The organism is Nocardia sp. NPDC047648 (genome assembly GCF_040642815.1).
GTDB lineage: Bacteria > Actinomycetota > Actinomycetes > Mycobacteriales > Mycobacteriaceae > Nocardia > Nocardia gamkensis.
Window position 1 is genome coordinate 691005 of record NZ_JBEYSX010000001.1, and the last position, 25670, is coordinate 716674.

The 25670-nt window shown below is 69.7% G+C and carries 24 protein-coding genes; 9 read left to right on the top strand and 15 right to left on the bottom strand.

The features are described from left to right. Window positions 1-33: 33 nt before the first annotated feature. On the bottom strand, window positions 34-828 hold the full coding sequence (locus ABZ803_RS03150; RefSeq protein ID WP_357032031.1) for a hypothetical protein: 795 nt from the start codon (window positions 826-828) through the stop codon (window positions 34-36). Between the two features lie 103 nt (window positions 829-931). Continuing rightward, window positions 932-3142 carry an MMPL family transporter gene (locus tag ABZ803_RS03155; RefSeq protein WP_357032034.1) on the bottom strand — a complete coding sequence of 737 codons (2211 nt, stop codon included), beginning with the start codon at window positions 3140-3142 and terminating at the stop codon, window positions 932-934. Window positions 3143-3668: 526 nt separating this feature from the next. Here ABZ803_RS03155 and ABZ803_RS03160 point away from each other — a divergent pair. Beyond that, on the top strand, window positions 3669-4769 hold the full coding sequence (locus tag ABZ803_RS03160; RefSeq protein WP_357032037.1) for a lycopene cyclase family protein: 1101 nt from the start codon (window positions 3669-3671) through the stop codon (window positions 4767-4769). Window positions 4770-4776: 7 nt separating this feature from the next. Continuing rightward, complete coding sequence (locus ABZ803_RS03165; protein ID WP_357032040.1) at window positions 4777-5751, top strand: Ku protein; 975 nt, start codon at window positions 4777-4779, stop codon at window positions 5749-5751. Between the two features lie 33 nt (window positions 5752-5784). Here ABZ803_RS03165 and ABZ803_RS03170 read toward each other — a convergent pair whose 3' ends face one another. Continuing rightward, entirely contained in the window at window positions 5785-6405 is a 621-nt protein-coding gene (locus ABZ803_RS03170) for a hypothetical protein (protein ID WP_357032042.1), read from the bottom strand. 122 nt (window positions 6406-6527) lie between these two features. Further along, the gene (locus ABZ803_RS03175) at window positions 6528-7820 is read right to left on the bottom strand and encodes an FAD-dependent oxidoreductase (protein ID WP_357032665.1); all 1293 of its coding nucleotides are present in this window, start codon (window positions 7818-7820) and stop codon (window positions 6528-6530) included. Between the two features lie 317 nt (window positions 7821-8137). On the opposite strand from ABZ803_RS03175, the gene ABZ803_RS03180 reads away from it, so the two are divergent. Then, on the top strand, window positions 8138-8722 hold the full coding sequence (locus ABZ803_RS03180; protein WP_357032045.1) for a hemerythrin domain-containing protein: 585 nt from the start codon (window positions 8138-8140) through the stop codon (window positions 8720-8722). A 152-nt stretch (window positions 8723-8874) separates the two neighbouring features. Here ABZ803_RS03180 and ABZ803_RS03185 read toward each other — a convergent pair whose 3' ends face one another. From ABZ803_RS03185 to ABZ803_RS03235, 11 genes are all read right to left on the bottom strand, one after another. Beyond that, a complete protein-coding gene (locus ABZ803_RS03185; RefSeq protein ID WP_062974837.1) occupies window positions 8875-9303 on the bottom strand; it encodes a DUF4189 domain-containing protein in 429 nt (142 codons plus the stop codon). 311 nt (window positions 9304-9614) lie between these two features. Beyond that, the gene (locus tag ABZ803_RS03190; RefSeq protein ID WP_040867458.1) at window positions 9615-9953 is read right to left on the bottom strand and encodes an iron-sulfur cluster assembly protein; all 339 of its coding nucleotides are present in this window, start codon (window positions 9951-9953) and stop codon (window positions 9615-9617) included. A gap of 90 nt (window positions 9954-10043) precedes the next feature. Further along, window positions 10044-10511: a Fe-S cluster assembly sulfur transfer protein SufU gene (gene sufU / locus ABZ803_RS03195; protein WP_357032048.1), complete on the bottom strand. Its 468-nt coding sequence runs from the start codon at window positions 10509-10511 to the stop codon at window positions 10044-10046. 3 nt (window positions 10512-10514) lie between these two features. Beyond that, complete coding sequence (locus ABZ803_RS03200) at window positions 10515-11768, bottom strand: cysteine desulfurase (protein WP_357032051.1); 1254 nt, start codon at window positions 11766-11768, stop codon at window positions 10515-10517. A 1-nt stretch (window position 11769) separates the two neighbouring features. After that, on the bottom strand, window positions 11770-12546 hold the full coding sequence (gene sufC / locus ABZ803_RS03205) for a Fe-S cluster assembly ATPase SufC (RefSeq protein WP_357032054.1): 777 nt from the start codon (window positions 12544-12546) through the stop codon (window positions 11770-11772). A gap of 40 nt (window positions 12547-12586) precedes the next feature. Next, window positions 12587-13765, bottom strand: a complete 1179-nt coding sequence (sufD, locus tag ABZ803_RS03210; protein WP_357032057.1) for a Fe-S cluster assembly protein SufD — start codon at window positions 13763-13765, stop codon at window positions 12587-12589. Continuing rightward, complete coding sequence (gene sufB / locus ABZ803_RS03215; protein ID WP_357032060.1) at window positions 13765-15201, bottom strand: Fe-S cluster assembly protein SufB; 1437 nt, start codon at window positions 15199-15201, stop codon at window positions 13765-13767. The genes sufD and sufB overlap by 1 nt, the downstream gene beginning before the upstream one ends. Further along, window positions 15198-16007 carry a metalloregulator ArsR/SmtB family transcription factor gene (locus ABZ803_RS03220; RefSeq protein ID WP_357032063.1) on the bottom strand — a complete coding sequence of 270 codons (810 nt, stop codon included), beginning with the start codon at window positions 16005-16007 and terminating at the stop codon, window positions 15198-15200. The genes sufB and ABZ803_RS03220 overlap by 4 nt, the downstream gene beginning before the upstream one ends. A 305-nt stretch (window positions 16008-16312) precedes the next feature. Further along, the gene (locus ABZ803_RS03225; protein ID WP_357032066.1) at window positions 16313-17332 is read right to left on the bottom strand and encodes an alcohol dehydrogenase catalytic domain-containing protein; all 1020 of its coding nucleotides are present in this window, start codon (window positions 17330-17332) and stop codon (window positions 16313-16315) included. Between the two features lie 31 nt (window positions 17333-17363). After that, window positions 17364-18056, bottom strand: a complete 693-nt coding sequence (locus tag ABZ803_RS03230) for a TetR/AcrR family transcriptional regulator (RefSeq protein ID WP_357032069.1) — start codon at window positions 18054-18056, stop codon at window positions 17364-17366. Between the two features lie 197 nt (window positions 18057-18253). Further along, the gene (locus ABZ803_RS03235; RefSeq protein WP_357032072.1) at window positions 18254-19114 is read right to left on the bottom strand and encodes an NmrA family NAD(P)-binding protein; all 861 of its coding nucleotides are present in this window, start codon (window positions 19112-19114) and stop codon (window positions 18254-18256) included. Between the two features lie 69 nt (window positions 19115-19183). Here ABZ803_RS03235 and ABZ803_RS03240 point away from each other — a divergent pair, with 69 nt between their 5' ends. The 6 genes from ABZ803_RS03240 to pip all read left to right on the top strand — a co-directional run bounded on the left by ABZ803_RS03240 (window position 19184) and on the right by pip (window position 25584). Then, on the top strand, window positions 19184-19912 hold the full coding sequence (locus ABZ803_RS03240) for a TetR/AcrR family transcriptional regulator (protein WP_357032075.1): 729 nt from the start codon (window positions 19184-19186) through the stop codon (window positions 19910-19912). A gap of 47 nt (window positions 19913-19959) precedes the next feature. Next, window positions 19960-21642 carry a polyprenol phosphomannose-dependent alpha 1,6 mannosyltransferase MptB gene (mptB, locus tag ABZ803_RS03245; RefSeq protein ID WP_357032078.1) on the top strand — a complete coding sequence of 561 codons (1683 nt, stop codon included), beginning with the start codon at window positions 19960-19962 and terminating at the stop codon, window positions 21640-21642. 73 nt (window positions 21643-21715) lie between these two features. Next, window positions 21716-22648, top strand: a complete 933-nt coding sequence (locus tag ABZ803_RS03250) for an ABC transporter ATP-binding protein (protein WP_062974856.1) — start codon at window positions 21716-21718, stop codon at window positions 22646-22648. Beyond that, window positions 22645-23436 (top strand): ABC transporter permease, encoded by a 792-nt coding sequence (locus tag ABZ803_RS03255; protein WP_357032081.1) that lies wholly within the window; start codon window positions 22645-22647, stop codon window positions 23434-23436. Before ABZ803_RS03250 ends, ABZ803_RS03255 begins: the two co-directional genes overlap by 4 nt. A 66-nt stretch (window positions 23437-23502) precedes the next feature. Further along, complete coding sequence (locus ABZ803_RS03260) at window positions 23503-24477, top strand: heme A synthase (protein WP_357032084.1); 975 nt, start codon at window positions 23503-23505, stop codon at window positions 24475-24477. A 123-nt stretch (window positions 24478-24600) separates the two neighbouring features. Continuing rightward, window positions 24601-25584 carry a prolyl aminopeptidase gene (pip, locus tag ABZ803_RS03265; protein ID WP_357032087.1) on the top strand — a complete coding sequence of 328 codons (984 nt, stop codon included), beginning with the start codon at window positions 24601-24603 and terminating at the stop codon, window positions 25582-25584. The last annotated feature ends 86 nt before the right edge of the window (window positions 25585-25670 follow it).

Sequence of the window (25670 nt, forward strand, 5' to 3'; positions counted from 1 at the left end):
CGGGACGGCCCGTCCACATCGGGCCGACCTGCGCTATCGGAAGGCTAGTGCGCCGATCGTGTCGGCGTGCCGGTAGCGCAGGTACTTCTCGACGGTCGCGGGGTCGACCGCGGCGGTGGCCGTCGCCAGCGTCACCACCACGAACTCCTTCTCGCTGCCGTCCTTCCACTTGCCGGTGGCGTAGCCCTTGATGTAGGTGCCGGGACGCAGCGTCAGGTCCGCGTCGGTGAACCGATCTTTCGCCGCGGCGGCCCGGCTCCGGTCGGCCATGCCGAGCACGAACTGGGTGAGCATGAGCGCGCCGCCTTCGGCGCGGTACACCAGCTCCGCCGCGTAGCCGCAGCCGAGGCTCGTGAGCTTGCCCGCCACCTCGATGGGGTGGCAATCGGCGTGGTCACGGCCGTCGACCCAGTCGGCGTGCAACTCGACGCGATCGAACCGGAAGTCCCAGTCCTTCGCGAATTCGGTGTAGCTCAGCCTGCCCGGCGAAGGGTGCGTACCGCCCGGCGCGGGAGGCGCGGGCCGCGTGCTGGTGACGCCACCCGCGCGGGTGGCCGCCGCGGCGGACGCGGCGGCCTGCGCGTGCCCCTGCACGCGTGAATTCGCCGATACGGCGATACCGACCGCCACCAGCACGGCGACCACGCCGACCGCCAGCGCGACGAGCACGCCGGTCCGGCGCTCGGGCGCGGGCGGCTGCGGCGGCGTCTCCCACGCCTGCATCGGGTACGCGCTCGGCGGGGACATGCTTCCCCAGTCCGGCGCTTGCCGCGCCTGGTCCGATTTCCCGTAGTCCCCTTGGCCGCCGAATCCGGACGGGTAGGTCATCGGATCGCCCTCCACACTCCCGGCAGCCGTCCCACCCGGTGTGGGCCTCCCCGGCGCTGCCGGAGAGACCCTACCCCGATCGGGCTCCTACGGTCGCCGTGGCTCAGAGCCGCGCGGGCTGGAGCCAGTCCTCCCGTCCCGCGACCGCCGCAGCGGCAGGCCCCTCTTCGATGCCGAACCGCCGGTGCAGTTTGCCCAGCGGGCCGGGCGCGTACCAGTTCCAGTGGCCGAGCAGTTCCATCGCGGCGGGCAGCAGGAAGCCGCGCACCAGGGTCGCGTCCACCAGGACGGCCAGCGGAAGGCCGATGCCGAACGCCTTCATGAAGGTGATGTCGGAGGCGAGGAAACCGAGGAAGACCAGCGAGATCAGCACCGCGGCAGCGGTGACGATCCGGCCGATCCGCTCCAGTCCGGAAGTGACGGCCAGCGCGTTGGACCTGGTGCGCTGGTACTCCTCCCGGATGCGCGCCAGCAGGAACACCTGGTAGTCCATGGCGAGGCCGAACGCCACGCCGAACAGCATGACCGGAACCGTGGGCGGCAGATCGCCGGTGACGGTGAATCCGAGCAGACCCGACAGGTGCCCGTCCTGGAAGATCCAGACCAGCGCACCGAAGGTGGCCGTCAGGCTCAGGAAGCTGAGCACCACCGCCAGCAGCGGCAGCACGACGCTTCCGGTCAGCAGGAACAGCACCACCACCATGATCAGCACGACGAAGGCCAGCGCGTACGGCAGCGCCGAGACCACCGCGCCGATCGCGTCCGCGTTGGCCGCGGCAACGCCGCCGACCAGCACCTCCGAGGCGGCGGGCGTCGCGCGCACGTCGTCGGCGATCCGGTCGAGCACCGTGGGGTCGGTGGTGTCCGGGATCACCGCGAGATAGGCGGCGTTCTCGGCGCGGAAACCCTCGTGGGCGGCGGTGGGCGCGGCGAGCAGACCGCCGTGGCTGTAGCTACCGGTGGCGGTGTCGACCCGGCGGACGTTCTCGATCTCCGACAGCTCCCGGGCGTAAGCGTCCAATCCGGCGGCGCTGTAGGCGCTTTCGGGCAGCACCGCGAACAGCCCGTTCTGTTCGGTGGCCGCGAAGTCCCGCTGGATGATCTCGGTGACCTGGCGGTTGTTCATCGACTCCGGCAGGGAGCGTTCGTCGGGGAAGCCGAGCTGCACACCGAGGAACGGCGCGCCCAGCACGAGCAGCAGAGCGGTCACCGCGAGCCCGATGGGCACGGGTCGCATCATCACGAACCGCGCCAAGCGGTGCCAGGCGCCCTCGCCGGGCGCGGGACGGGCGGCGCGCAGGAACCACCACAACTGGCCGCTGTCGATCTTGGCGCCGAGCAGGAACAGGATCGCGGGCAGCACGGTCAGCGACACCGTCGCGGCGATCACCGCGACGGCCAGACCCGCGTAACCCATCGACCGCACGGCCAGCAACGGGAAGAACAGCAGGCCCGACAGGGCGACGGCCACGGTGACGGCCGAGAACAAGACGGTCCGGCCGGCCGAGCGCATGGTCGCGGCCACCGCGGCACCGGGCTGCTGACCGGCCACCAGTTCGTCGCGATAGCGGCTGATCATCAGCAGGCTGTAGTCGATCGCCAGACCGAGCCCGAGCAGCGTGGCGACGTTGGTCGCGGTCGCCGCGAGGTCGGTGACGCTCGCGATCAGCCACAGCGCGCCCATGGTGATCATCACCGTGATCATCGCGACCACCAGCGGCAGGCTGGCCGCGACCAGACCACCGAACACCAGCAGCAGTGCGATCAGCGTGATCGGAAAAGCGATCGATTCGCCGAGCACGACGTCTTTCTCACTCTGCTGCACCGTCTCGTGCAGCAGCATCGCGTAACCGCCGACCCGCACCTCGAGCGGGCCGTGGGCGCCGCCGAACCGGTCGGCGAGATCACCCACCCGCTGGTCGACCTCGGCTTCCTCGCCGAGGATGCTGGCCACGATCAGCCCTTTGGTGCCGTCGGTGCTGCGCAGCGCGGGCGATTTGTCGGTCCAGTACGACGTGACGCCCGCGACGCCGGACACCGACTTCAGCTCGGTGACCAGGTTGTTCGCCGCGGTGGCCGCGGCGTCGTCGTCCACCGACCGGCGAGTCTGCACCAGCAGCACGAAATTCGGGGTGGCCTGGCCGAACGTATCGCGCAGCACCGCGGTCGCGCGGCTCGACTCGCTGCCGGGGTCGATGTACCCGCCGCCCTGGACCTTGTCGAACAGCGTCGCGCTCAGCGTGCCCATCGCCAGTGCGAGCACCACGAACACGGCGAGGATCCACCGGCTGCGCCGCCTGGTCAGTTCGAACACTGCGTCTACCCCTAACTCGTTCCGGTCGAACCGCTTTCGCTCCGCGAGCTCCAGCGGTCGCCGGTCGGCAACCTGCCTGCGCGCCATCCGCGGCGCACCGGTGCGCCGACACCGCGCACTCGGCACCGGGGCCGGGTGCGTGCGCCAGCGCCCCGGCATCCTAGCAACGTGCGACAAACTACGGTGAGCGCGAACACATTCCGTCGGCGCGAGTCGCTGCTGTGCGCTGCGCCGCCTCCGCTCGGCTCCCGCGACCGGAAAGGCCGTCGAACTCGCCGGTACCCGTGCCCACACCTCGGCTGGTGATTCTCGCTCAGCCGCCACCACGTTTCGGCGGGCGATCCGGGCCGGTCACGGTTCCACACGCGGCACGCGGCCGGATCGCCGCGACGGTGTACGCGAAGAATTCCGCCTCGCGAGATCCCGACTCACGGCCGACGCGGTGGTCGCGCCCTTGACGAGCGAACGGATGAGAGGCTCGGACCATGCATCGCATCGCAGCCCCGCGAATCCGAACGGCCGGGAAGTGAGGCCCGACTTGGTCGTGTGCGGCCTCGGCCCCGCCGGCCGTGCCCTCGCACACCGCGCCGTAGCACGCGGGCTCACGGTCACCGTGCTGGATCCCGCGCCGGAGCGCACGTGGACCGCCACGTACGCGGCGTGGGCCGACGAACTGCCGGATTGGCTGGCGCCGGAGGTCGTCGCGGCGACGGTGTCCCAGCCGCTGGCCTGGGGAACGCGCGCGCACCGGCTGGACCGCCCGTACGTCGTGCTGGACACCGCGCGATTGCAGACCTCGCTGCACCTGTCCGACGCACACGTCGTCGCCGACCGCGTGGTCGACATCGCTCCCGAACGCGTCACCACGGCCTCCGGCGCGACGATCACCGGCGGCAGAGTGATCGACGCGCGCGGACTCGCCCGCTCCCCCGCCCGAGCCGAGCAGACCGCCTACGGCGTCATCGTGGACACGGCACGCTGCGCTGGTCTCGACCCGCTGTTCATGGACTGGCGGCCGGACAACGGTGCCGCCCCCGGCGCGCCGCCTTCGTTCCTCTACGCCGTCCCGCTGGACGACGAGCGGATGCTGCTCGAGGAGACCTGCCTGGCAGGCCGCCCCGCGTCGACGGGCGCGCAACTGCGCGCGCGCTTGCGCCACCGGCTCGGCGCGCGGGGCATCCGGCTCACCGGTGACGAGCCCGTGGAGCACGTCCGGTTTCCCGTCCAGGGAGGCCGTCCTGGGCCGCGCGGATTCGGGGCGGCGGGTGGCTTCCTGCACCCGGCGACCGGTTACAGCGTCGGCGCCACGCTGGCCGCGGCCGACGCGATGGCGGCGGGGCATAACGTGTGGCCGGCCACGGCGCGCGTCGTCCACCGGTTGCGCAGCGCCGGTCTGCGGGCGCTGCTCGCTCTGCCGCCGGAGGACCTCCCGCTGTTCTTCGACACGTTCTTCACGCTGCCCCCGGCCGCACAGCGCGCGTATCTGTCCGGCCGCACGGACCTGGCGGGCACGGTCACGGCGATGAGTTCGCTCTTCGCGGCTCTGCCGGGACGGCTACGTCGGCGTGTCGCGGTTGCGACACTCGGTTTCCGGTTCGCTCGCGAGGTCGAAGGGCTTCGGCCATGATGGGACCATGAGATCGATCTGGAAGGGCTCGATCGCATTCGGGCTGGTGAATGTTCCGGTGAAGGTGTACACCGCCACCGAGGACCACGACATCCGATTCCATCAGGTGCACGCCAAGGATGGAGGCCGGATCAAATACGACCGCGTCTGCACCGTGTGCGGCCAATCCGTCCAGTACACCGAGATCGACAAGGCCTACGAGTCCCCGGACGGCGACAAGGTCGTCCTGAGCGACGAGGACTTCGCGAAACTGCCCGTGGCGGAGAAGCACGAGATCCCGGTGCTGCAGTTCGTGCCGTCCGAGCAGATCGACCCGATCCTGTTCGAGAAGAGTTATTACCTGGAACCGGACTCCAGCACGCCGAAGGCCTATGTCCTGCTGGCGCGGACGCTGGAGAAGGTCGAACGCACCGCCCTGGTGAACTTCACGCTGCGGCAGAAGACCAGGCTGGCCGCGCTGCGCGTGCGCGACGGCATTCTGGTGCTGCAGACGCTGCTGTGGCCCGATGAGGTCCGCTCCGTCGACTTCGAATCCCTCGACGGGGTCGCCGACCCGCGCCCGCAGGAGATCAAGATGGCCGAGACACTCGTCGAGGCGATGTCCGACGACTTCGATCAAGAGCAGTTCACCGACGAGTATCAGATCGAACTCAAGCGCCTGCTCGACGAGGCGATCGCCAGCGGCACCGGCAAGGTGCCCGAGCAGCCGGAGCTCGCGCCGGCCGGGATGGACGCCGAGGTGGTCGATCTGGTCGCCGCGCTGCAGCGCAGCCTGGAGGCCAGTGGACGCCGGACGGCCGGCGGCGACGGGGCAGACGCCGAGCCGAAGAAGACCGCGAAGAAGGCCGCGGCCAAGAGCGCCGGAGCCAAGACCAGCGCGGGCAAGAGCAGCGCGGGCAAGAGCACGGCCTCCAAGAGCGCGGCGAAGAAGACGCCCGCGAAGAAGGCGGCCAAGAAGGCTCCGGCTCGTAAAGGCGCCTGAGTCTCGGAGCGAGACAGCGACCGAGGGTCCGAGTCAGTCCCGCGCCGCGCGCCGCCGACCTTCTTCGAAGAACTCCAGCAGTGCCGCGACGGTGTTCACCGCGCCGCGTGGCCTGAGTGCGCCGAACGGCGCGTTCCAGAAATCGCCGGTACGCGGGGTCCACGGTCCGATGTAGGCGTACGGGCCGGGATGGGCGTCGTCTCCCGGCGAGATCCCGTAGTTCACCTCATCGATGGTGCCGGCCAGGTCGAAATGCTCCGGCCACAGCACCGGTGTCGCATCGGGCGCCAGACAGCGCAACGCCTTGTCACCCAGCGCCAGCCAGTCTTCGATCAGCCCGGCTGCCGAGGGATCCACCTCGATCGCCGCATCGGGATCGACGCCCGCGGTGGCCGCGTACACCCCTTCCGGCGGCCCGGGTTCGAAACCCGCGGCGCTGGCAATCTCCCGAAGGGTCCCAGCCAGCCGGGCACGTCCTTCCGGCCACACCAGCTCGTCCCCGACCACGGATACCGGCCACCGCACTCCCCCGAAGCCTCCCCGCACGACCCCCAACCGGATGGTGCCGAACTCTCGGAACTGCGGCCCGGCGATCAACGACTCCGCGACCGCGTGCAACCCGACTCGCGATCGCCGGTATGTCACCTCGTCCACCTCCGAATCATCTCTGCTGTGCGCGGTCTCGCGCACGCGTTTGATCCGAGCAACTCGGACGGGCGGGCAGGGCTGGAAGCCCAGGCGTGACAGCGGAGCCACGTTCGGACGCCTCCTGCTGCTCACGAAGGCCCGGCGATGCCCTCACTGCTGCCGAAGCTCGCTTCCTCGTGGCTGACCAGTCCGAGCAAGGCGAGGGGCCGCGGTGTCACCGCGATGGTCAGGTAGGAGACCGTGATCGCCCAGCGGTTGACCGCTCTCGGCACGGCGAAGGTGTGATAGGCGCGGGTCACCGCCTTCGCGGGCAAACCGGACAGGCGCAGGCCCATCGGGTTCGCGACCGCGAAGCGCGGCCCGAGGTCGACGACAAGTCCCAGGTCGCGGTGCTTGTAGTCGGCTGCCGTGCCGATACCCAGGCTGGCGGCGACGTTCCTGGCGAGTGCCTTGCCCTGCCGCGTGGCGTGCTGGGCCGTGGGCGGGGTGATCCGGCCCGGTTTGGTCAGATCCGGCACCGCGGCGGCGTCACCGCCCGCGAACACGTCCGGATGGCCGGGCACGCCCAGCTTCGCGTCGACGACCAAGCGGCCCTTCTCCAGCGGCAGGCCGAGCGTGCCGAGCACCGGCGCGCCGGTCACACCCGTCACCCAGGCGACCGTGTGGGTGGGGACGACCGTTCCGTCGGTGAGCACGACCGAGTTCTCGTCGAGTTTCGACAGGGAGGTCTCCAGCCGGATCTCGATGCCTCGTTTCCGCAGTACTTGCAGCACCTTGTCGCTGAGCCGCTCGCCGACCTCCGGCATCACCCTGGGAGCCGTGTCGAGCAGAAGGAAACGTACTTCGGCGGGGTCGAAGCCGCGGCGCGCGGCGTAGGCGTCGGCGAGGGCGCGCAACTGCGCGATCAGTTCGGTGCCCGCGTAGGACGCCCCCACCACGACCACGGTGCGGCGTGCCCGCCGCACCTCGGGGTCCTCTTCGTCGTCGGCGAGCTCGAGCTGGCGCAGCAACTGCTCGCGCAGGTACAGCGCTTCGGCGACGGTCTTGAGCCCGCGCGCGTGCTCCGCCAGGCCCGGGATGTCGAACAGGCGGGTGACCGACCCGGGCGTGAGCACCAGCCGATCCCAGGACAGCTGCTGGGGCGGATGATGCTCGCCTGCCACCGTGATCGTCTTGTTCTGGAGATCGACCGACCGAGCCTTCGCGACCACCAGCCGGACCCGTGGCAGCGAATCGGCCAGTGAGATCGCGACGAACCGGGGATCGATCAGTCCACCCGCCACATCCGGTAGCAAGGGCGTATAGAGCAGGTAGTCATTGGGTGTGACGAGGACGATTTCGACGTCCCGTTTCGCTTTCGCCATTATGCGGCAAAGCTTTTGGGCGCAGGTGAACCCCGCGAACCCGCTTCCGACGATCACGACCCGCTGCGGGCCCGCTGTGTTCCCATCCGGCACGAAGACCTCCTCGGCGTCAGCTCCCCGACGCGATTCCCGCCCGGAGTGATCCGAAACCGCCAGATCCGGCCCTCGGCCCGCGAAGGACGGCTCCTGCCGGCCGTTGGCACGGTTCGTCCGTCGCTTTCGGGCGCTCCACCGGCGGGGTATGGACGCAGCGGAACCGGGTAGGCGACCGGTGTAGGAAATGAGCCCCTGAGCGAAGGCTTCGAGGGACGAAACGGCTGGTCGGCTCGCTACAACGGCGGTCGTCCGGCCCGACGGTCAGAAGGAGGAACGCTGTGGACGCATTGACATTCCTGCGCACCGACCACGAAGGCGTACTCGGAATTCTCGAGTCTCTCGAACGTGGGCGAGGCAGCGGCGAGGCGGAAGTTCGCGCTCGCGGTGATCTGGTGACCACTCTGGTGATCGCGGAATCACAGCACGAGGCGATCGAGGAGCAGTTCTTCTGGCCGGAAGTCCGGAGGACGGTACCGGACGGCGACGAGCTCGCCGATCGGGCGATCGGCCAAGAGGACGGGGCCAAGAAGCTGCTTCAGCAGTTGAAGAATTCGCACGCGGGCAGCTCCGAATTCGAGGAAGCGCTCACCCGGTTCATTCCCGCGGCCCGCGCCCACATCGAGTTCGAGCAGTCCGAGGTCTGGCCCGCTTTCGCGGACGCGATACCACCCGAGACGTCGAACGAATTGGGGCGGAAGATGGCCGCGGCCAAAACCATGGCGCCGACCAGGCCGCATCCCAGCACGCCCTCGCGGCCGGGCTATCTGAAGACCGTGGGCATGGTGTCGGCGGTCGTGGACAAGATCCGCGACCGGATCACCGGTAGGCGCTCCCACTACCCGCCGACTGCGCCCCCGGCCTGACCGCTGCGCGGCCGAGCCGAGACGCAGCCGTATGCCCCGGCGACGTGACGCGCCTTCGGCGGCCTCGGCCTCTCGACCCCGGTCCCCGGTTATCGAATGGACGGACACGGCTTCGCGCCGTCACTCGGGCCGAAAAAGTTTGCGCCGGTTAGCTATCCGGCCGTCGACGTACAAGCGGTCAATCGGACGCTCGCGGGCCGGGGAATCGCGCTGCCGAGACTCGGGAAGGGCGGAGCGCTGGGACCGAGGACCTCGATGGCCCGGCGTTCGGCTTCGGCGCGGGTGGGACCCCATGCCCATCCGTGCTTCCCGTCGGCGCCGCGCACGACCGACCCGCAGGCGTTCCAGAACTGCACGACCGTCTGGCAGTCGGTCACACCGCATTGAGCGCGGGCCGCGGTGTCGGCGGCGGCGGCGCTCGCGTAGTCCACCGCCGAAACGACGGCACCGGTGCTGGGCGAAAGCGCCAGCGCCCCATAGTAGGTCGCCGCGCGCGCTTCACCCGCCGGTGCGCCGACGACGGCGCAGGTGGCGGCCGATACCGCCGCGAGCCCGATGGCAGCCTTGTGCGGCAGCGACATGTGATGATCCTCCCCGTTTCGGACGACTCAGCGCTCAGATCATCGTCGGGCACAGGTGGTTTGTCGAAGTGCGGACTTCCCAGCCTGGGCGGGTGTGCGGCACCGACGCCCAGCGCATCGGACGGCTTCCCGACCCGGCGTACGTCTCCACCGCGATAACGGACCACCGGTCGATTCGACCGGGTGCGCCAAGGGCTGACAATGCGCCGGGAACGCCGACGGACACAGCCGACGCCCGAGCGGCGGATACGACTCAGCCGCCGGAGCACCCTGTCGGGGCGCTGCTCGGCGGCTGCTAGCAGTCCTGGCGATTACACCGTGAACCCGAGGGCGCGCAGCTGCTCGCGGCCGTCCTCGGTGATCTTGTCCGGACCCCACGGCGGCATCCAGACCCAGTTGATCTTCAGGTCTTCCACCAGGCCGCTGCGCACCAGCGCGTTGCGGGACTGGTCTTCGATGACGTCGGTCAGCGGGCAGGCCGCCGAGGTCAGCGTCATGTCGAGGACCGCGATGTTGTCCTCTTCCACGCGCAAACCGTAGACCAGGCCGAGATCGACTACGTTGATGCCCAGTTCCGGGTCGACGACGTCACGCATCGCCTCTTCGATGTCCTCGAGCAACTTGATGTCCTCCGCGGACAGCTCGGACAGCTCGGACAGTTCGGCGGCAGGCGCGGCCTGCTCGGTCGTGTCGGTAACCGGTGTGTCAGTCATGACGCTTCCCCGTTTCGCATCGGACGGTCAGTTCTCTTCCGCGGCGCCGGCGGGCTGCTCGGGGCCGATCCTGAGGACGGCGTCCTTGAACGCCATCCACCCGAGCAGCGCGCACTTCACCCGCGCGGGGTACTTCGAGACTCCCGCCAAGGCGATGCCGTCGCCGATCACGTCCTCGTCGCCCTCGATGGTGCCGCGGCTGGAGATCATCTCACTGTAGGAGTCGACCACCTTCAGCGCCTGTTGCACCGGCAGCCCGATGACCTGGTCGGTGAGGATCGAGGTGGCGGCCTGGCTGATCGAGCAGCCCTGGCCGTCGTAGGAGACGTCGGCGATGTCACCGTCGTCGCCGAGCCGCACGCGCAGCGTCACCTCGTCGCCGCAGGTCGGGTTCACGTGGTGTACCTCGGCCCCGAACGGCTCGCGCAGCCCCCGGTGGTGCGGGTGCTTGTAGTGGTCCAGGATCACTTCCTGGTACATCTGCTCCATGCGCATGTCTTATGCAACTCCGAAGAAGCTCTGGGCCTTCCGCACGGCGGCGACCAGCGCGTCCACCTCGGCGACGGTGTTGTAGACCGCGAACGAGGCGCGCGCCGTGGCGGCGACGCCGAAACGCCGGTGCAGTGGCCACGCGCAATGGTGGCCCACCCGGATCGCGACGCCCTCGTCGTCCAGGATCTGCCCGACGTCGTGCGCGTGGATGCCGTCCACGACGAACGCCACGGCGCCGCCGCGGTCGACGTTCTCGGTGGGTCCGATGACACGCACGCCGTCGATCTCGGCCAGCCCTTCCAGCGCCGCGCCGACGAGCGTGTGCTCGTGCGCCGCGACGGCGTCCATGCCGATGCGTTCGAGATATCGCACGGCCGCGCCCAATCCGACCACCTGCGAGGTCATCGGCACCCCGGCCTCGAAGCGCTGCGGCGGCGGAGCATAGGTGCTGTGGTCCATGAAGACCGTCTCGATCATGGACCCACCGGTGATGAACGGCGGCATCTCCTCGAGCAGCGCGCGGCGGCCGAAGAGCACGCCGACGCCGGAGGGACCGAGCATCTTGTGCCCGGAGAACGCGGCGAAATCCACGCCCAGTGTGCGGAAGTCCACCGGCATGTGCGGCACCGACTGGCAGGCGTCGAGCACCACCAGCGCGCCCACCGCCTTCGCACGGCGCACCAGCTCCTCGACCGGTGCCACCGCGCCGGTGACGTTGGACTGGTGGGTGAACGCGACCACCTTGGTGGCGGGCGACAGTTCCAGCGAGTCCAGGTCGATCCGGCCGTCCTCGGTCACGCCGTACCACTTCAGCGTGGCGCCGGTGCGGCGGGCCAGTTCCTGCCAGGGCACCAGATTCGCGTGGTGTTCCAGCTCGGTGATGACGATCTCGTCGCCGGGACCCACGTGGTGCGGGAACCGGTCGTCGGCGAGTGCGTAGGTCACCAGGTTCAGCGACTCGGTGGCGTTCTTGGTGAAGACGATCTCGCCCACGTCCACGCCGACGAACCGCGCGATGTCGGCCCGCGCGCCCTCGTAGGCGTCGGTCGCCTCCTCGGCCAGCTGGTGCGCCCCGCGGTGCACCGCGGAGTTGCTGGTGACCAGGAACTCGCGTTCGGCTTCGAGCACCTCGATCGGCCGCTGCGCGGTCGCGCCGGAGTCCAGGTACACCAACGGTTTCCCGTCCCGGACCGTGCGGTTCAGGATCGGGAAGTCGGCCCGGATGCGGGCGACGTCGAGGGTGCGGACCGTAGCGGTCATGTCAGGCTCCAGCGGTCGCAGTCTGAGTGAAACGAACGTAGCCGTTGGCGTCGAGTTCCTCGGCGAGTTCGGCGCCGCCCTCGGCGACGATGCGGCCGCCGACGAACACGTGCACGAACTCCGGCTGGATGTAGCGCAGGATGCGGGTGTAGTGCGTGATCAGCAGGACACCGCCGTTCTCGCGCTCCTTGTAGCGGTTGACGCCCTCGGAGACGATGCGCAGCGCGTCGACGTCCAGGCCGGAGTCGGTCTCGTCCAGGATGGCGATCTTCGGCTTGAGCAGGCCGAGCTGGAGGATCTCGTGGCGCTTCTTCTCACCGCCGGAGAAGCCCTCGTTCACGCTGCGCTCGGCGAAGGCGGCGTCGATCTCCAGTTCGCTCATCGACTCCTTCACCTCCTTGACCCAGTGCCGCAGCTTCGGCGCCTCGCCGCGCACGGCGGTGGCGGCGGTGCGCAGGAAGTTCGACATCGAGACGCCGGGAACCTCGACCGGGTACTGCATGGCGAGGAACAGGCCCGCACGCGCGCGCTCGTCCACCGACATCGCCAGCACGTCCTCGCCGTCGAGGGTGATCGAGCCGGAGGTCACGGTGTACTTCGGGTGACCGGCGATCGCGTAGGACAGCGTGGACTTGCCGGAGCCGTTCGGGCCCATGATGGCGTGTGTCTCACCGGACTTCACCGTGAGGTTCACGCCCTTGAGGATCTTGATGGGCTCGCCGGACTCGTCGGGGTTGGCGACCTCGACGTGCAGGTCCTTGATTTCCAGGGTGGTCATCGAATTCGAATTCCTTTGCCGAATATGGGGTCGTCGTTGATCAGGCGCCGATGGCGGCGAGTTCGGCCTCGATGGCCGCCTCCAGCCGGTCTCGGATTTCGGGCACCGCGATCTTCTGGATGATCTCGTGGAAGAACCCGCGCACCACCAAGCGGCGGGCGGCGTCCTCCGGGATGCCGCGGGCGCGCAGGTAGAACAGCTGCTCGTCGTCGAACCTGCCGGTCGCGGACGCGTGTCCGGCGCCGACGATCTCGCCGGTCTCGATCTCCAGGTTCGGCACCGAGTCCGCGCGGGCGCCGTCGGTGAGCACCAGGTTGCGGTTCACCTCGAAGGTGTCGGTGCCCTCGGCGGCGGCGCGGATGAGCACGTCGCCCACCCACACGGTGCGTGCGTCGCCCTTCGGGGAGTTCGGATCGCCTTGCAGCGCACCCTTGTACAGCACGTTCGACTTGCAGTTCGGCACCGCGTGGTCGACCAGCAGGCGCTGCTCGAAATGCTGGCCCGCGTCGGCGAAGTAGAGGCCGAGCAGTTCGGCGTCGCCGCCGGGGCCGTCGTAGCGGACGTTGCCGGTCAGGCGCACCAGGTCGCCGCCGAGGGTGACCGAGATGTGCCGCAGGGTGGCGTCGCGGCCGATCTCGGCGTGGTGCGCGGTGGCGTGCACCGCGTCGTCGGCCCAATCCTGCACGGCCACGACGGTCAGCTTGGCCGAATCGCCGAGCACGAATTCCACGTTCTCCGCGTAGGTTCCGCTGCCGCGCTGGTCGATGACCACCGTGACCTTGGCGAAGGCGTCCAGCCGGATCTGCAAGTGGCCGTAAGCGGTCTTGCCCTCGCCGGGACCGGTGATGGTGACGACCACCGGCTCGGCGACCTCGATCTCCTCGCCGACCGACACGACAGTGGCCTGCTCGAAGCCCGAGTATGCCTGCGCGGCAACACGGTCCGAGGGCACACCGGCCTCGCCGAGCCTGCTGTCGGTCCGGTCGACCGTCTCCACGGTCACGCCATCGGCCGCCGCGACCTCGACAGTCGCGTGGCCGTCGCGAACCGCGGTACCGTCCTGCAATCCGCGCAAGCGGCGCAGCGGCGTGAACCGCCACGCCTCGTCCTTGGCGGAAGGCACCTCGAAGGCGTCGACGTCGAACGAGGTGAAGACTTCGCCCTTGTTGACCGCGGGGGTGCGAGCTTCGGCGGCTTCGGCAATGTTCTCCACGGCCATCAGCCGACGGCTCCTTCCATTTGCAGTTCGATCAGGCGGTTCAGTTCGAGCGCGTACTCCATCGGCAGTTCCTTGGCGATCGGCTCGACGAAGCCGCGCACCACCATCGCCATCGCCTCGTCCTCGGTGAGGCCGCGGCTCATCAGGTAGAACAACTGATCCTCGGAGACCTTCGAGACGGTCGCCTCGTGACCCATGGTCACGTCGTCCTCACGGATGTCGACGTAGGGGTAGGTGTCCGAGCGGCTGATCGTGTCGACCAGCAGCGCGTCACACTTCACCGTCGACTTCGAGCCGTGCGCGCCCTTGTTCACCTGGACAAGGCCACGGTAGGAGGCCCGGCCGCCGCCGCGCGCCACCGACTTCGACACGATGGTCGAGGAGGTGTGCGGCGCGAGGTGGAGCATCTTCGCACCGGTGTCCTGGTGCTGGCCCTCGCCGGCGAACGCTACCGAGAGCACCTCGCCCTTGGCGTACTCGCCGGTCATCCAGACCGCCGGGTACTTCATGGTGACCTTGGAACCGATGTTGCCGTCGATCCACTCCATGGTCGCGCCCGCCTCGGCCTTGGCCCGCTTGGTGACCAGGTTGTAGACGTTGTTCGACCAGTTCTGGATGGTGGTGTAGCGGCAGCGGCCGCCCTTCTTCACGATGATCTCCACCACGGCGGAGTGCAGCGAGTCGGACTTGTAGATCGGCGCGGTGCAACCCTCGACGTAGTGCACGTAGGCGCCCTCGTCGACGATGATCAGGGTCCGCTCGAACTGGCCCATGTTCTCGGTGTTGATCCGGAAGTAGGCCTGCAGCGGGATGTCGACGTGCACGCCCGGCGGCACGTAGATGAACGACCCACCCGACCACACGGCGGTGTTCAGCGCGGAGAACTTGTTGTCGCCCGCGGGGATCACCGTGCCGAAGTACTGCCGGAAGATCTCCGGGTGCTCCTTCAACGCCGTGTCGGTGTCGAGGAAGATGACGCCCTGCTGCTCCAGGTCCTCACGGATCTGGTGGTAGACGACCTCGGACTCGTACTGCGCGGCGACACCGGAGACCAGCCGCTGCTTCTCCGCCTCGGGGATGCCCAGCTTGTCGTAGGTGTTCTTGATGTCCTCGGGCAGCTCGTCCCAGGACGCGGCCTGCTTCTCGGTGGAGCGCACGAAGTACTTGATGTTGTCGAAGTCGATGCCATCGAGGTTGGAGCCCCACAGCGGCATCGGCTTGCGATCGAAGATGCGCAGCGCCTTGAGTCGCAGTTCGAGCATCCAGTCCGGCTCGTTCTTCTTCGCCGAGATGTCGCGGACAACCGCCTCGGACAGACCTCGTTGCGCGCTGGCGCCGGCCACATCCGAATCGGCCCAGCCGTAACCGTATTTGCCCAGCGAGGCGATGGCCTCTTCCTGGGTGAGCGGTTGCACCTGGTCGGTGGTCGTCGTCATTCGGCACTCCTTCCGGAGTCGTTCGTTCGTACCGCTGCGGGCTGTGCAGCGGTTGGTACTGAAGTTCCGGTCCGGTCGGCGGGCAGGACCAGCAGCGGCACGTGCGTGGTGCACGCGCAGTCGCCGTTGGCGATCGTGGCCAGCCGCTGCACGTGCGTGCCGAGCAGCTCCCGGAACGCCTCGAGCTCCGCCGCGCACAGCTGAGGGAACTCCTCGGCGACGTGTGCCACGGGGCAGTGGTGCTGGCAGATCTGCACGCCCGCGCCCACCTTGCGGGTGGTGGCGGCGAACCCGGCGTCGGTGAACGCCTCGGCGATCTCCTCGGCCTTGGCCTCGGTTTGTTCGGTGGTGTGCTCACCGACCGGTTCGATCCCGGCCACGATAGTGCGTGCTCGTTTGCGGGCGAACTCGGTGATGGCCTGTTCGCCGCCGATCTCCCCGAGCTGCCGGATCGCGGCCCCCGCCAAATCGTCGTAGGCGTGGCCGAGGTCGCCTCGTCCGGCCGCGGTGAGCTGGTACTGCTTGGCCGGGCGGCCCCGGCCCTTCTGCTGCCAGGGCGCCGATCGAGTGGCTCGCGCTCGGCCGGAGTCGATCAAGGCGTCCAGATGCCTGCGCACGCCCGCCGGGGCGAGGCCGAGCCTGTTCCCGATGGCGGTGGCGGTGATCGGTCCTTCCTCCAGCAGCAGCTGGACGATGGCCGCTCGGGTATGCCCTTCGCCGCCGACCGCCGCGGGCGCAGCAACCGACCCGGCACCGGTCCGGCGACCAGTCCCTTCGTCGTTCCTCCGCAAACCCACGGTTTTCACAACATCAGTGTGGCGGAATTCGTTCCGGAAATCTAATAAGGGTGCCCTGAGTCAGCGGCGCGATCGACCTGCGGGGATTCCGGTCCGGCGGTGGTTAACGCCCCGATCATCCGGACAGGTGTCCACCGGCGCGGCGCTGGGCCCGAAGCCCGTCTTTCCCGTCTGACCTGCGCAGAGAAAACGCTGATCGAACCGGCCGGGGCGAGTTCGCGCGAACTCGGAACCGCCGCGACCGCCTCCGCCGCGTGATCGTCGCCACCGGACACCGGGTCGCGACGGTCCGCAGTGCGATTCGTCACAGCCGTTCAGCGCACGGCCACCAGTTTCATCGGCGTCTCCAGCAGCGCCTCCATCGAGTCCTCCCACGGGACCGTCGTGGTGGTGACCAGTGACGGATCGAAGCGACCGGCCGCCACGAGATCGAGGACCTCGGGAATGACCGGGCGCACGTGCGCGCGGCCGGTGTGGAAGGTGCAGCAGCGGGTGTACATGCCGAAGAGCGGCAGCGCGACGTCCTGCGCTTGGACGCTGACGCTCGTGCACCAGCCGTCGTACGCCGTCGCGTCGATCGCCCCGCGCAACGCTTTCGCCCCGCCCGCCGCCTCCACGACGATCGGGAACCGCCCCACCCGCGCGGCCCGGGGCCCTTCGATCGCCTCCGCGCCGAGCGACTTCGCGATGTCCAGTCGCCGACCGGAATCGTCGAGATAGACCACCCGGGCGGAGCCGAGGGCGACGGCGAGCCCGGCGGCGTACAGACCGATCGACGGAGCGGCGGGGCCGCCGATGACCAGCACTTCGGCGGCCGGATCGTCGGCCAGCCGCGGGCCCACCGAGCGATAGGCGTCCGGGATGTTGTCGCTCGCGCTGGCCACCGCGGCCGGGTCGACGCCGGAGGGCAGCCGCACCAGCATGGCGTCCGCGTGCGGCACCAGCGCCAGGTCGGCCCACAGCCCGCCCCAGTCCAGCCCGCCCATGGCGCCGAGGCCGAACGACGACAGCCGCGGATGGCTCACACAGTTCCCGGTCCGCCCGCGTGCGCACGCCCGGCACGCGCCGCAGGAGATCTGGAACGGCACCACGACCAGGTCGCCGACGGCGACGCCGCGCACCTCCGGCCCGATCTCGACGACTTCTGCCACTCCCTCGTGCCCGAACGGATACGGACCGAGCAGCGGGAAGGCTCCGCGCAGAACGGCCGGGTCGATGTCACAGGTGGCCAGCGCGACGGGCCGCACCAGCGCTTGACCGGGCCCGCTCAGCACGGGTTCGGGATGTTCTTCCCAGCGCATCGCGCCAGGGCCGGTCAGCATCAGACGCTTCATCGTCCGAGTGTCGCTAGAACGTTCTTTCTAGTCAAGCGTTCGATGCGGTATCGCCTTGCCGGGCAGGAGTGTCCGGAAATTTTCCGGGACGCGTGGCGGCGCCGGACTCGCCGGTGGCCGCCGCTCGGCGCGGCGCGGGCTCTGGACCGCCGATCCCCGCCGCCGCGAAGGTCGACCGGATCAACCGCTCCATCGACTTCGCGACCGTGCGCAGCGGGGCGTCCGTCTGCCGGATCCGGGCCAGGATCGTGGCGCCCTCATAGGCGGCGACCACCGTCGTGGCCAGCTCTGTCGCCTCCTCGCCGCCGAGCCCCAGTTCGGCGAGCAGTCCGGCGAAGGCCTGCTCCATCGCCTCGAAGGCGTGCACACAGGCCGAGCGCACCGCTTCGACGTCACTGCCACCGTCCAGCGCGGGCGTCCCGACCGGGCATCCGTCCGTCCACTCAGAGTCCGCGAGCTTGCCGACCATGAATTCGAACAGCGTGGCCAAGGTGGCGAACACATCGGTGGGCGCCTGCCGGATCATCCGGCCGGTCAGCACGCCGGTCCCGGTGATCGCCGCGACCGCGATCTCCTCCTTACCTCCCGGAAAGTGGTGGTAGATCGAGCCATACGGCAGTTCGGCCGCCTCGCTCAACGCCTTCAGACCGAACCCGTGATACCCGTGCCGCGCCAGCAGCCCGGACGCGGCCACCTCGATCCGCCGCCTGGACTCCGAAACCATCTGTCGATTGTGCCCCGCGAGCGGGGCAGGTCCGGTCGGAACGACCAGGGTCCGTTCGCGGCGCGGGATCGTCGCTCGAACCAGGCCGGGGGAATCCGGAACTCCCCGCGGTGCCGCGCATTCGGCAGGTGCCGACAACGCCTTGTCCCGAGGAGTGCCATTGATCGCGTGCGGTCCAGGCCTGGGGTAGGTCGTGCTCAGCAAGCGGTGGCCGCCGACAGAATCGAACTCACCGGTATGGCGGGGCGCTGGAGGAGGCTTTCGAGGTGGCCGGCGGTCGTGGCGAACTCCCCGCGGCGGGCGGCCCGGAACATGCCGAGGAGCATGGCGGCCCGCTCCTCGGGGACTCCGTGAGCGACCAGGGAAGCGGCCCATTCGGAGTCCTCGGCGACGACGCGGCGGATCGTTCGTCCGCTCTGTTCGGTGAGGATGGCGGCGATGTCGGCGAGGTCGAGGGCCTCCGGTGCGGTCAGCGGCGGGGTCGGTCCGTCGAACCGGCCCTCGTCGGCGAGGATGATCGCCGCCGCTTCGGCGAGGTCGGCATGGGCGGTCCAAGAGACGGGGCCATCGGCCGGTGCGATCAGTTCACCGGTGTCCAGCGCCGAGCCGAGCAAGAGCGGGACCGTGCCGGCGTAGAACCCGTTGCGCAGTGCGGTGAACGGTATGCCCGTCGCCGCCAGGTAGCGCTCGGTCGCGGCGTGATCCGGCATGGGCTCGAACACCGAATCCTCGGCGGCGGCCTGATGGCTGGTGTAGACGATGCGCCCGGCCCCGGCCGCTCGTGCGGCGTCGATCGCCGCGACGTGCGCGGCGACGGCCGCCTCCCCGGTCAGGTTCGCCGAGACGATCAGCACTTGGTTCGCGCCTTCGAATGCCTCGGCCAGGGACGACGGGTCGGTGAAGTCGCCGCGCCGCACCCGCACACCGCGGGCGGCCAACTCGCCCGCCCGGTCGATATCGCGGACGCTGACGCCGACCCGAGCGGCTGGTACCCGTTCCAGCAGCCGATCGACGATCTGAGAGCCGAGCAGTCCCGTGCCTCCGGTGACGATGATCATTCCGCGCTCCTTAACATTGATAATATCATTGTTAGCAACGCCGATATTAGCACCGATTAGGATGGCCGCATGGCAGAGTCGAGGTCGAGCAGCGCGAGCAGGCACGAGACCAGGGAGCGCATCGTCGAGGTGGCTGGGCGGCTGTTACGCGAACAGGGCCCGCACGCTGTCACCACCCGCGCGGTCGCGCACGCGGCGGGCATGCAGGCACCGACCATCTACCGGTTCTTCGACGACAAGGACGCGTTGCTCGATGCCGTCGCCGAGCACGTCTTCGCGACCTACGTGGCGGGCAAGGCCCGCGCAGACGAGCAGGGCGACCCGGTGGCCGATCTTCGCGCCGGATGGGACATGCACATCGACTTCGCCCTGACCAATCCGGCGGTCTTCTCGATGCTCACCGATCCGCACCGCGGGACCGCCTCACCCGCCGCGGCCGCCGGGCTGCGGGTGTTGCGCGCCCGGGTGCATCGCGTCGCGGCGGCAGGCCGGCTCCGGGTAGGCGAACGCCGCGCCGTCGAACTCGTCCACGCCGCCGGGACCGGGGCCGCCCTGGCCCTGTTGTCCGTCCCACCGCAAGACCGTGACCTCGGGCTTGCCGAGGCGATGTACGAGGCGGTGACCCACGCGATCCTGACCGACGTCCCACCACTTTCCGCGCGCGACGCCACCGCGGCCGCGCTACGAGCCGCCGCACCGGAACTGCCGATGCTCTCCGACGCCGAACGCGCCCTGCTGTCGGAATGGCTGGGACGAACCGATGAGAACCCCACCGGCGACACTCCCCGTCCCCGCTGACATCGGCCCGACAGACCGGGATGCGCGCACCAACTAGGCTGCGTTGCGTGGCGGTACTGGACGGCGCGCGGCGCAGGACACTGGCGGTCGGGCGCCGGGCACTCGGACTCGACGTGCCCGCCGCCGATCACACCATCGCGGTGCTGCACAGCGACGAGTCGGAGGTGCCCGGTCTCGACCGCAAGGAGCTGGCGCAGCTCGACCGGATCCGCCTGATGGGCGCGACGGGCACGGTGCTGATGGCGATCAGCGCGCTCGGCATCGGCGCGCAGCCGGTGCACCAGAACCCGACCTCCGGCGTCCGCGTGCTGGGCATCTTCGCCCGCGCCCATACCGGCTCGCTGGCCATGTGCATGACCGGCACCGTCGTGGTCGTGCTGGCCTGGCTGCTGCTGGGCCGATTCGCGATCGGCGGCATCGGCGGCTCCCCGATCCACCGGCTGACCCGCTCGCAGCTGGACCGCACGCTGTTGCTGTGGCTGATCCCGCTCAGCGTCGCTCCCCCGCTGTTCAGCAACGATGTCTACTCCTATCTGGCACAGAGCGAGATCGCCGCGCGCGGCATCGACCCGTATCAGGAAGGCCCGGTCGCGGGACTCGGGATCGACAACGTCCTCACCAACAACGTGCCGACCATCTGGCGCGACACCCCCGCGCCCTACGGTCCGCTGTTCCTCTGGATCGGCCGTGGCATCGCCGAACTCACCGGTGACAACATCATCGCGGGCGTGTGGGTGCACCGGATCCTCGCGCTCGGCGGCGTCGCGCTGATCGTCTGGGCGCTGCCCCGGCTCTCGGTGCGCTGCGGCGTCGCGCCGGTGAGCGCCCTGTGGCTCGGCGCGGCCAACCCGCTGGTGCTGTTCCATCTGGTCGGCGGCGTGCACAACGACGCGCTGATGCTCGGACTGATGCTGGCGGGCCTGGAATTCTGCCTGCGAGCCATCGAGGACACCCACCCGTTCGACGGGCGGGCCTACGCGTGGCTGATCAGCGGGGCGATCATCATCACGCTGTCGTCCACGATCAAGTTCACCTCGATCATCGTGCTCGGGTTCGTCGGGATGGCGCTGGCACGGCGCTGGGGCGCCTCGCTGCGCACCGTCGCCATCGCGGCGGCCATGCTCGGCGCGATCGCCATCGGCACAACGCTTTTCATCAGTTCGGTGAGCGGGCTCGGATTCGGCTGGATCTACACGCTGAACACCGCGAACGCGGTGCGCAGCTGGATGTCGCTGCCGACCGCACTCGGCATCATCACCGGATTCGGCGGTGTGCTGCTGGGACTCGGCGATCACACCACCGCACTGCTGAGCATCACCCGCCCGATCGCGGCGGTGGTCGCGGGCTTCTTCACCGTCCGGATGCTGGTCGCCACCGGGACCGGGCGGCTGCATGCGGTCGGCGCGCTGGGCGTGGCGCTCGGCGCGATCGTGCTGCTGTTCCCGGTGGTGCAGCCCTGGTATCTGCTGTGGGCGATCGTGCCGATGGCGGCCTGGGCGACCCGCCCGGTGTTCCGGGTTCCGGCGGTGGGGTTCTCGGCGATCGTGAGCGTCATCCTGATGCCGCGCGGCGCCGATCTGGAGGTGTTCCAGATCGTGGGCGCCGCGATCGCCACCGTGATCGTCGGGGTCCTGTTCATCGTGATCACGCGCAATTCGCTGCCCTGGCGTGGGCAGACGGGGGTGTCGGCTCCGTCACAGGTGCCCACCTCCTACGGTGTGACATCGTGACCGAGCGTGGCGAGGGAGCCATCTACACAGCATCACCGGGTGCGCCGAAACCGAGCGCCCGCGAGGCTGAGTCGTGACCACGACTTCCGGACCGGCCGTCAGCGTCGACGCCGTCGTCAAGCGGTACGGCGAGACCACGGCCGTGGACGGACTGACGTTCGAAGTCGAACCGGCACGGGTGCTGGCGCTGCTCGGCCCGAACGGCGCGGGCAAGACCACGACGGTGGAGATGTGCGAGGGATTCGCCACGCCGGACGCGGGCACGGTGCGCGTGCTCGGCCTCGACCCCGTCGCCGATTCCGAACGGCTGCGCCCCCGGATCGGCGTCATGCTGCAAGGCGGCGGCGCGTATCCCGGTGCGCGAGCGGGGGAAATGCTCGACTTGGTGGCCGCCTACTCCGCGGACCCGCTCGACCCGGATTGGCTGCTGCGCACGCTCGGCCTCCAGGACAACCGCCGCACCCCCTATCGCCGCCTCTCCGGCGGTCAGCAGCAGCGGCTCGCCCTCGCCTGCGCGCTGGTGGGCAAACCGGAGATCGTGTTCCTGGACGAACCGACCGCGGGCCTGGACGCCCAGGCCCGGCTGATCGTCTGGGAGTTGATCGACGCCCTGCGCCGCGACGGGGTGACCGTCGTGCTGACCACACACATGATGGACGAGGCCGAGCAACTCGCCGACCAGCTGGTGATCATCGACCACGGCCGCATCGTCGCCTCCGGCACCCCCGCCGAGGTCACCGCGCACGGAGCGGCGGGGCAGCTGCGGTTCAGCGCGCCGCCCAAACTGGACCTGGAACTGCTGGCGAACGCCCTGCCCGAAGGGTTCGCGCCCCGGGAGACCACCCCCGGCACCTATCTGGTGGAGGGCGAGATCAATCCGCAGGTGCTCGCGACCGTCACCGCGTGGTGCGCGCGAATGAACGTGCTGGCCACCGACATCCGGATCGATCAGCGCCGCCTCGAAGACGTTTTCCTCGAACTGACCGGACGGGACCTGCGCGGATGAGCGAGCACGACGCGACCGCCAACCGATTCACGCCGGGCACCTTCGCACCCGGCCCGCGCCCGAGCAGCCGCTCCGCGATGCTGCTGGCGCAGACCAGGCTCGAGCTGATCCTGTTGCTGCGCAACGGCGAACAACTCCTGCTGACCATGTTCATTCCGATCACCCTGCTGGTCGGCCTGAGCCTGCTGCCGTTCGGCGATCTCGGCGCGCACCGGGTGGACAAGATCGTGCCCGCGGTGATGATGGTGGCCGTCATGTCGACCGCGTTCACCGGTCAGGCCATCGCGGTCGGCTTCGACCGCCGCTACGGCGCGCTCAAGCGGCTCGGGGCGACGGCGCTGCCGCGCTGGGGCGTCATCGCGGGCAAGAGCGCGGCGGTGCTCATCGTGGTCGTGCTGCAAGCCGTCCTGCTCGGCCTCATCGGCTTCGCACTGGGCTGGCGACCGCAACCCGTCGGGCTGCTGCTGGGCGCGGCGGTGATCGCGCTCGGCACCGCGACCTTCGCGGCGATGGGCCTGCTGCTGGGCGGCACCCTGAAGGCCGAGGTCGTGCTCGCGCTGGCCAACATCCTGTGGTTCGTCATGCTCGGCGTCGCCAGCATCGTGTTCGCCGCCGACGACCTGCCCGCCGCGGTGAGCGTGCTCGCCCGGCTGGTGCCGTCCGGCGCGCTGGCCGAAGCGCTGGAAACCGCGATGGACACCGGTGTCGACTGGTTCGGGATCACCGTTCTCGCGGTATGGGGCGCGGTGTCGGGCGTTGCGGCCACCCGCCTGTTCCGCTTCCACTGAGTCTCAACGACGAAATGTAGTAGACCGGGTGAAGCCGCCGGATCCGGCCCGGCTACCATTTTCGACGTGCTGTATCGCGCGTTCTTGCGACTCGTCGACAAGCTGCCACTGCCCTCGCTGCGAGCGCAGCGCCTGATCGCGCTCGCGGTCGTCCTCTCGCAAGCGGGCATCTCGGTGACCGGCGCCGTCGTGCGGGTCACCGCGTCCGGTCTGGGCTGCCCGACCTGGCCGCAGTGCTTCCCCGGCAGCTTCACCCCCGTCGCGGTGTCGGAGGTTCCCGCGATCCATCAGGCGGTCGAGTTCTCCAACCGGCTGCTCACCTTCCTGGTCACGCTGTGCGCCGCGGCGGTCGTGCTGGCGGTGACCAGGGCGCGCCGCCGCCGCGAGGTGCTGGTGTACGCGTGGCTGATGCCCGGCGGCACCGTCGTGCAGGCGATCATCGGCGGCATCACCGTGCGCACCGGATTGCTGTGGTGGACGGTGGCGACCCACCTGCTCGCGTCCATGGTGATGGTGTGGCTCGCGATGGTGCTGTACGCGAAGATCGGAGAGCCCGACGACGGCATCGAGGCCGTGCGCGCGCCCGCGCCGCTGCGCTGGCTCACCGCGCTCGCCGGGGTCGCGCTCAGCGCCGTCCTGGTGGCGGGCACCCTGGTGACCGCCGCGGGTCCGCACGCGGGCGACAAGAGCATCGAGCGTCAGGTGGAGCGGTTGCAGGTCGAGATCGTCACCCTCGTGCATCTGCACTCGCAGCTGCTCGTCGGGTATCTCGCGCTGCTGGTCGGCCTGACGTTCGGCCTGTTCGCGGTCGGCATCGCACCGGCCGTGCGCACCCGGCTGTTCGTGCTGCTCGCCCTGGTGTGCTCGCAGGCGCTGGTCGGCGTCGTGCAGTACTTCACCGATGTCCCCGCGGCGCTGGTCGTCGTGCACGTGGGCGGGGCCGCGGCGTGCACCGCGGCCACCGCCGCACTGTGGGCCTCGTTGCGTACGCGCGAGCGGGTCACCGCCCCGAAGCCGGACCCCGCGACCCAGGCCGCCTGAGCGAGCCCCGCGCTTACGGCGGTCGTCCGGACCGCCGCCGGCGAACGAGCCGATAGGCAGGCGGTGAGCGGTGATTTCGCGACGCCGGGCGGTGATCCACGCTCGGCGGTAGCGTGATCGGTCGTGTCCACGCCTGAGCCGCGATTTGATACGCCGCAGCCCTTTCCCGATATCGAGCCCTATGCCCACGGGCTGCTCGACGTCGGAAACGGCCAGCGGATCTACTGGGAGACCAGCGGTAACCCGAATGGCAAACCCGCGCTGGTGGTGCACGGCGGCCCGGGCGGCGGTGGACGGCGGGGAGCGCGCAAGAGCTTCGACCCGGCGGCCTACCGGATCGTCCTGTTCGATCAACGCGGCTGCGGGGAGAGTCTGCCGCACGCCTCCGACCCCGCGGTCGACCTCGCGCACAACACCACGCATCACCTGATCGCGGACATGGAACGGCTGCGCGAGCACCTCGGGATCGACCAGTGGCTGCTCTACGGCGGGTCCTGGGGGGCGACGCTGATCCTCGCCTACGCGCAGCGCTTTCCCGAGCGAGTCGGCGGGATCGTGCTGGCCGGCGTCACCATGACCCGCCAAGAGGAGATCGACTGGCTCTACCGCGACGTCGCGCGGCTGCTGCCCGAGCAGTGGGAGACCTTCCGCACCGGCGTCCCGCTCGGCGACCGCTACGGCGATCTCGTCGAGGCCTACCGGCGGCTGGTGGAGAGTCCCGACGCCGCCACCCGCGAGTCGGCGGCGCGGCGGTGGTGCGCATGGGAGGACGCCGTGATCGCGCACGAAAACCTCGGCAGCTCCGGGCAGTACAGCGCGAAGCCGGACGCCGCGCGTATGGCTTTCGTCCGGATCTGCACGCATTACTTCGCCAACGCGGCCTGGTTGGAGGACGGGCAGTTGCTGCGCGACGTGCACCGGCTGACGGGCATTCCCGGCGTGCTGATCCACGGCCGACTCGACCTGAGTGCCCCGCTGTACACCGCCTGGCAGCTGGCCCAGGCATGGCCCGAGGCGGAATTGCGGGTCATCGACGACTCCGGGCACACCGGTAGCCCGGCCATGGGTGCGGCGATCCGGCGGGCGATCGCCCGGTTCGCGCGGTAGCCCCCGCGGGCAAGACCACGAGGTCCGTACCTTCGGCGAAGGTCTTAGGTCCTCTCCATCGGGGGCCACCGCCCCCGGCGCGGACG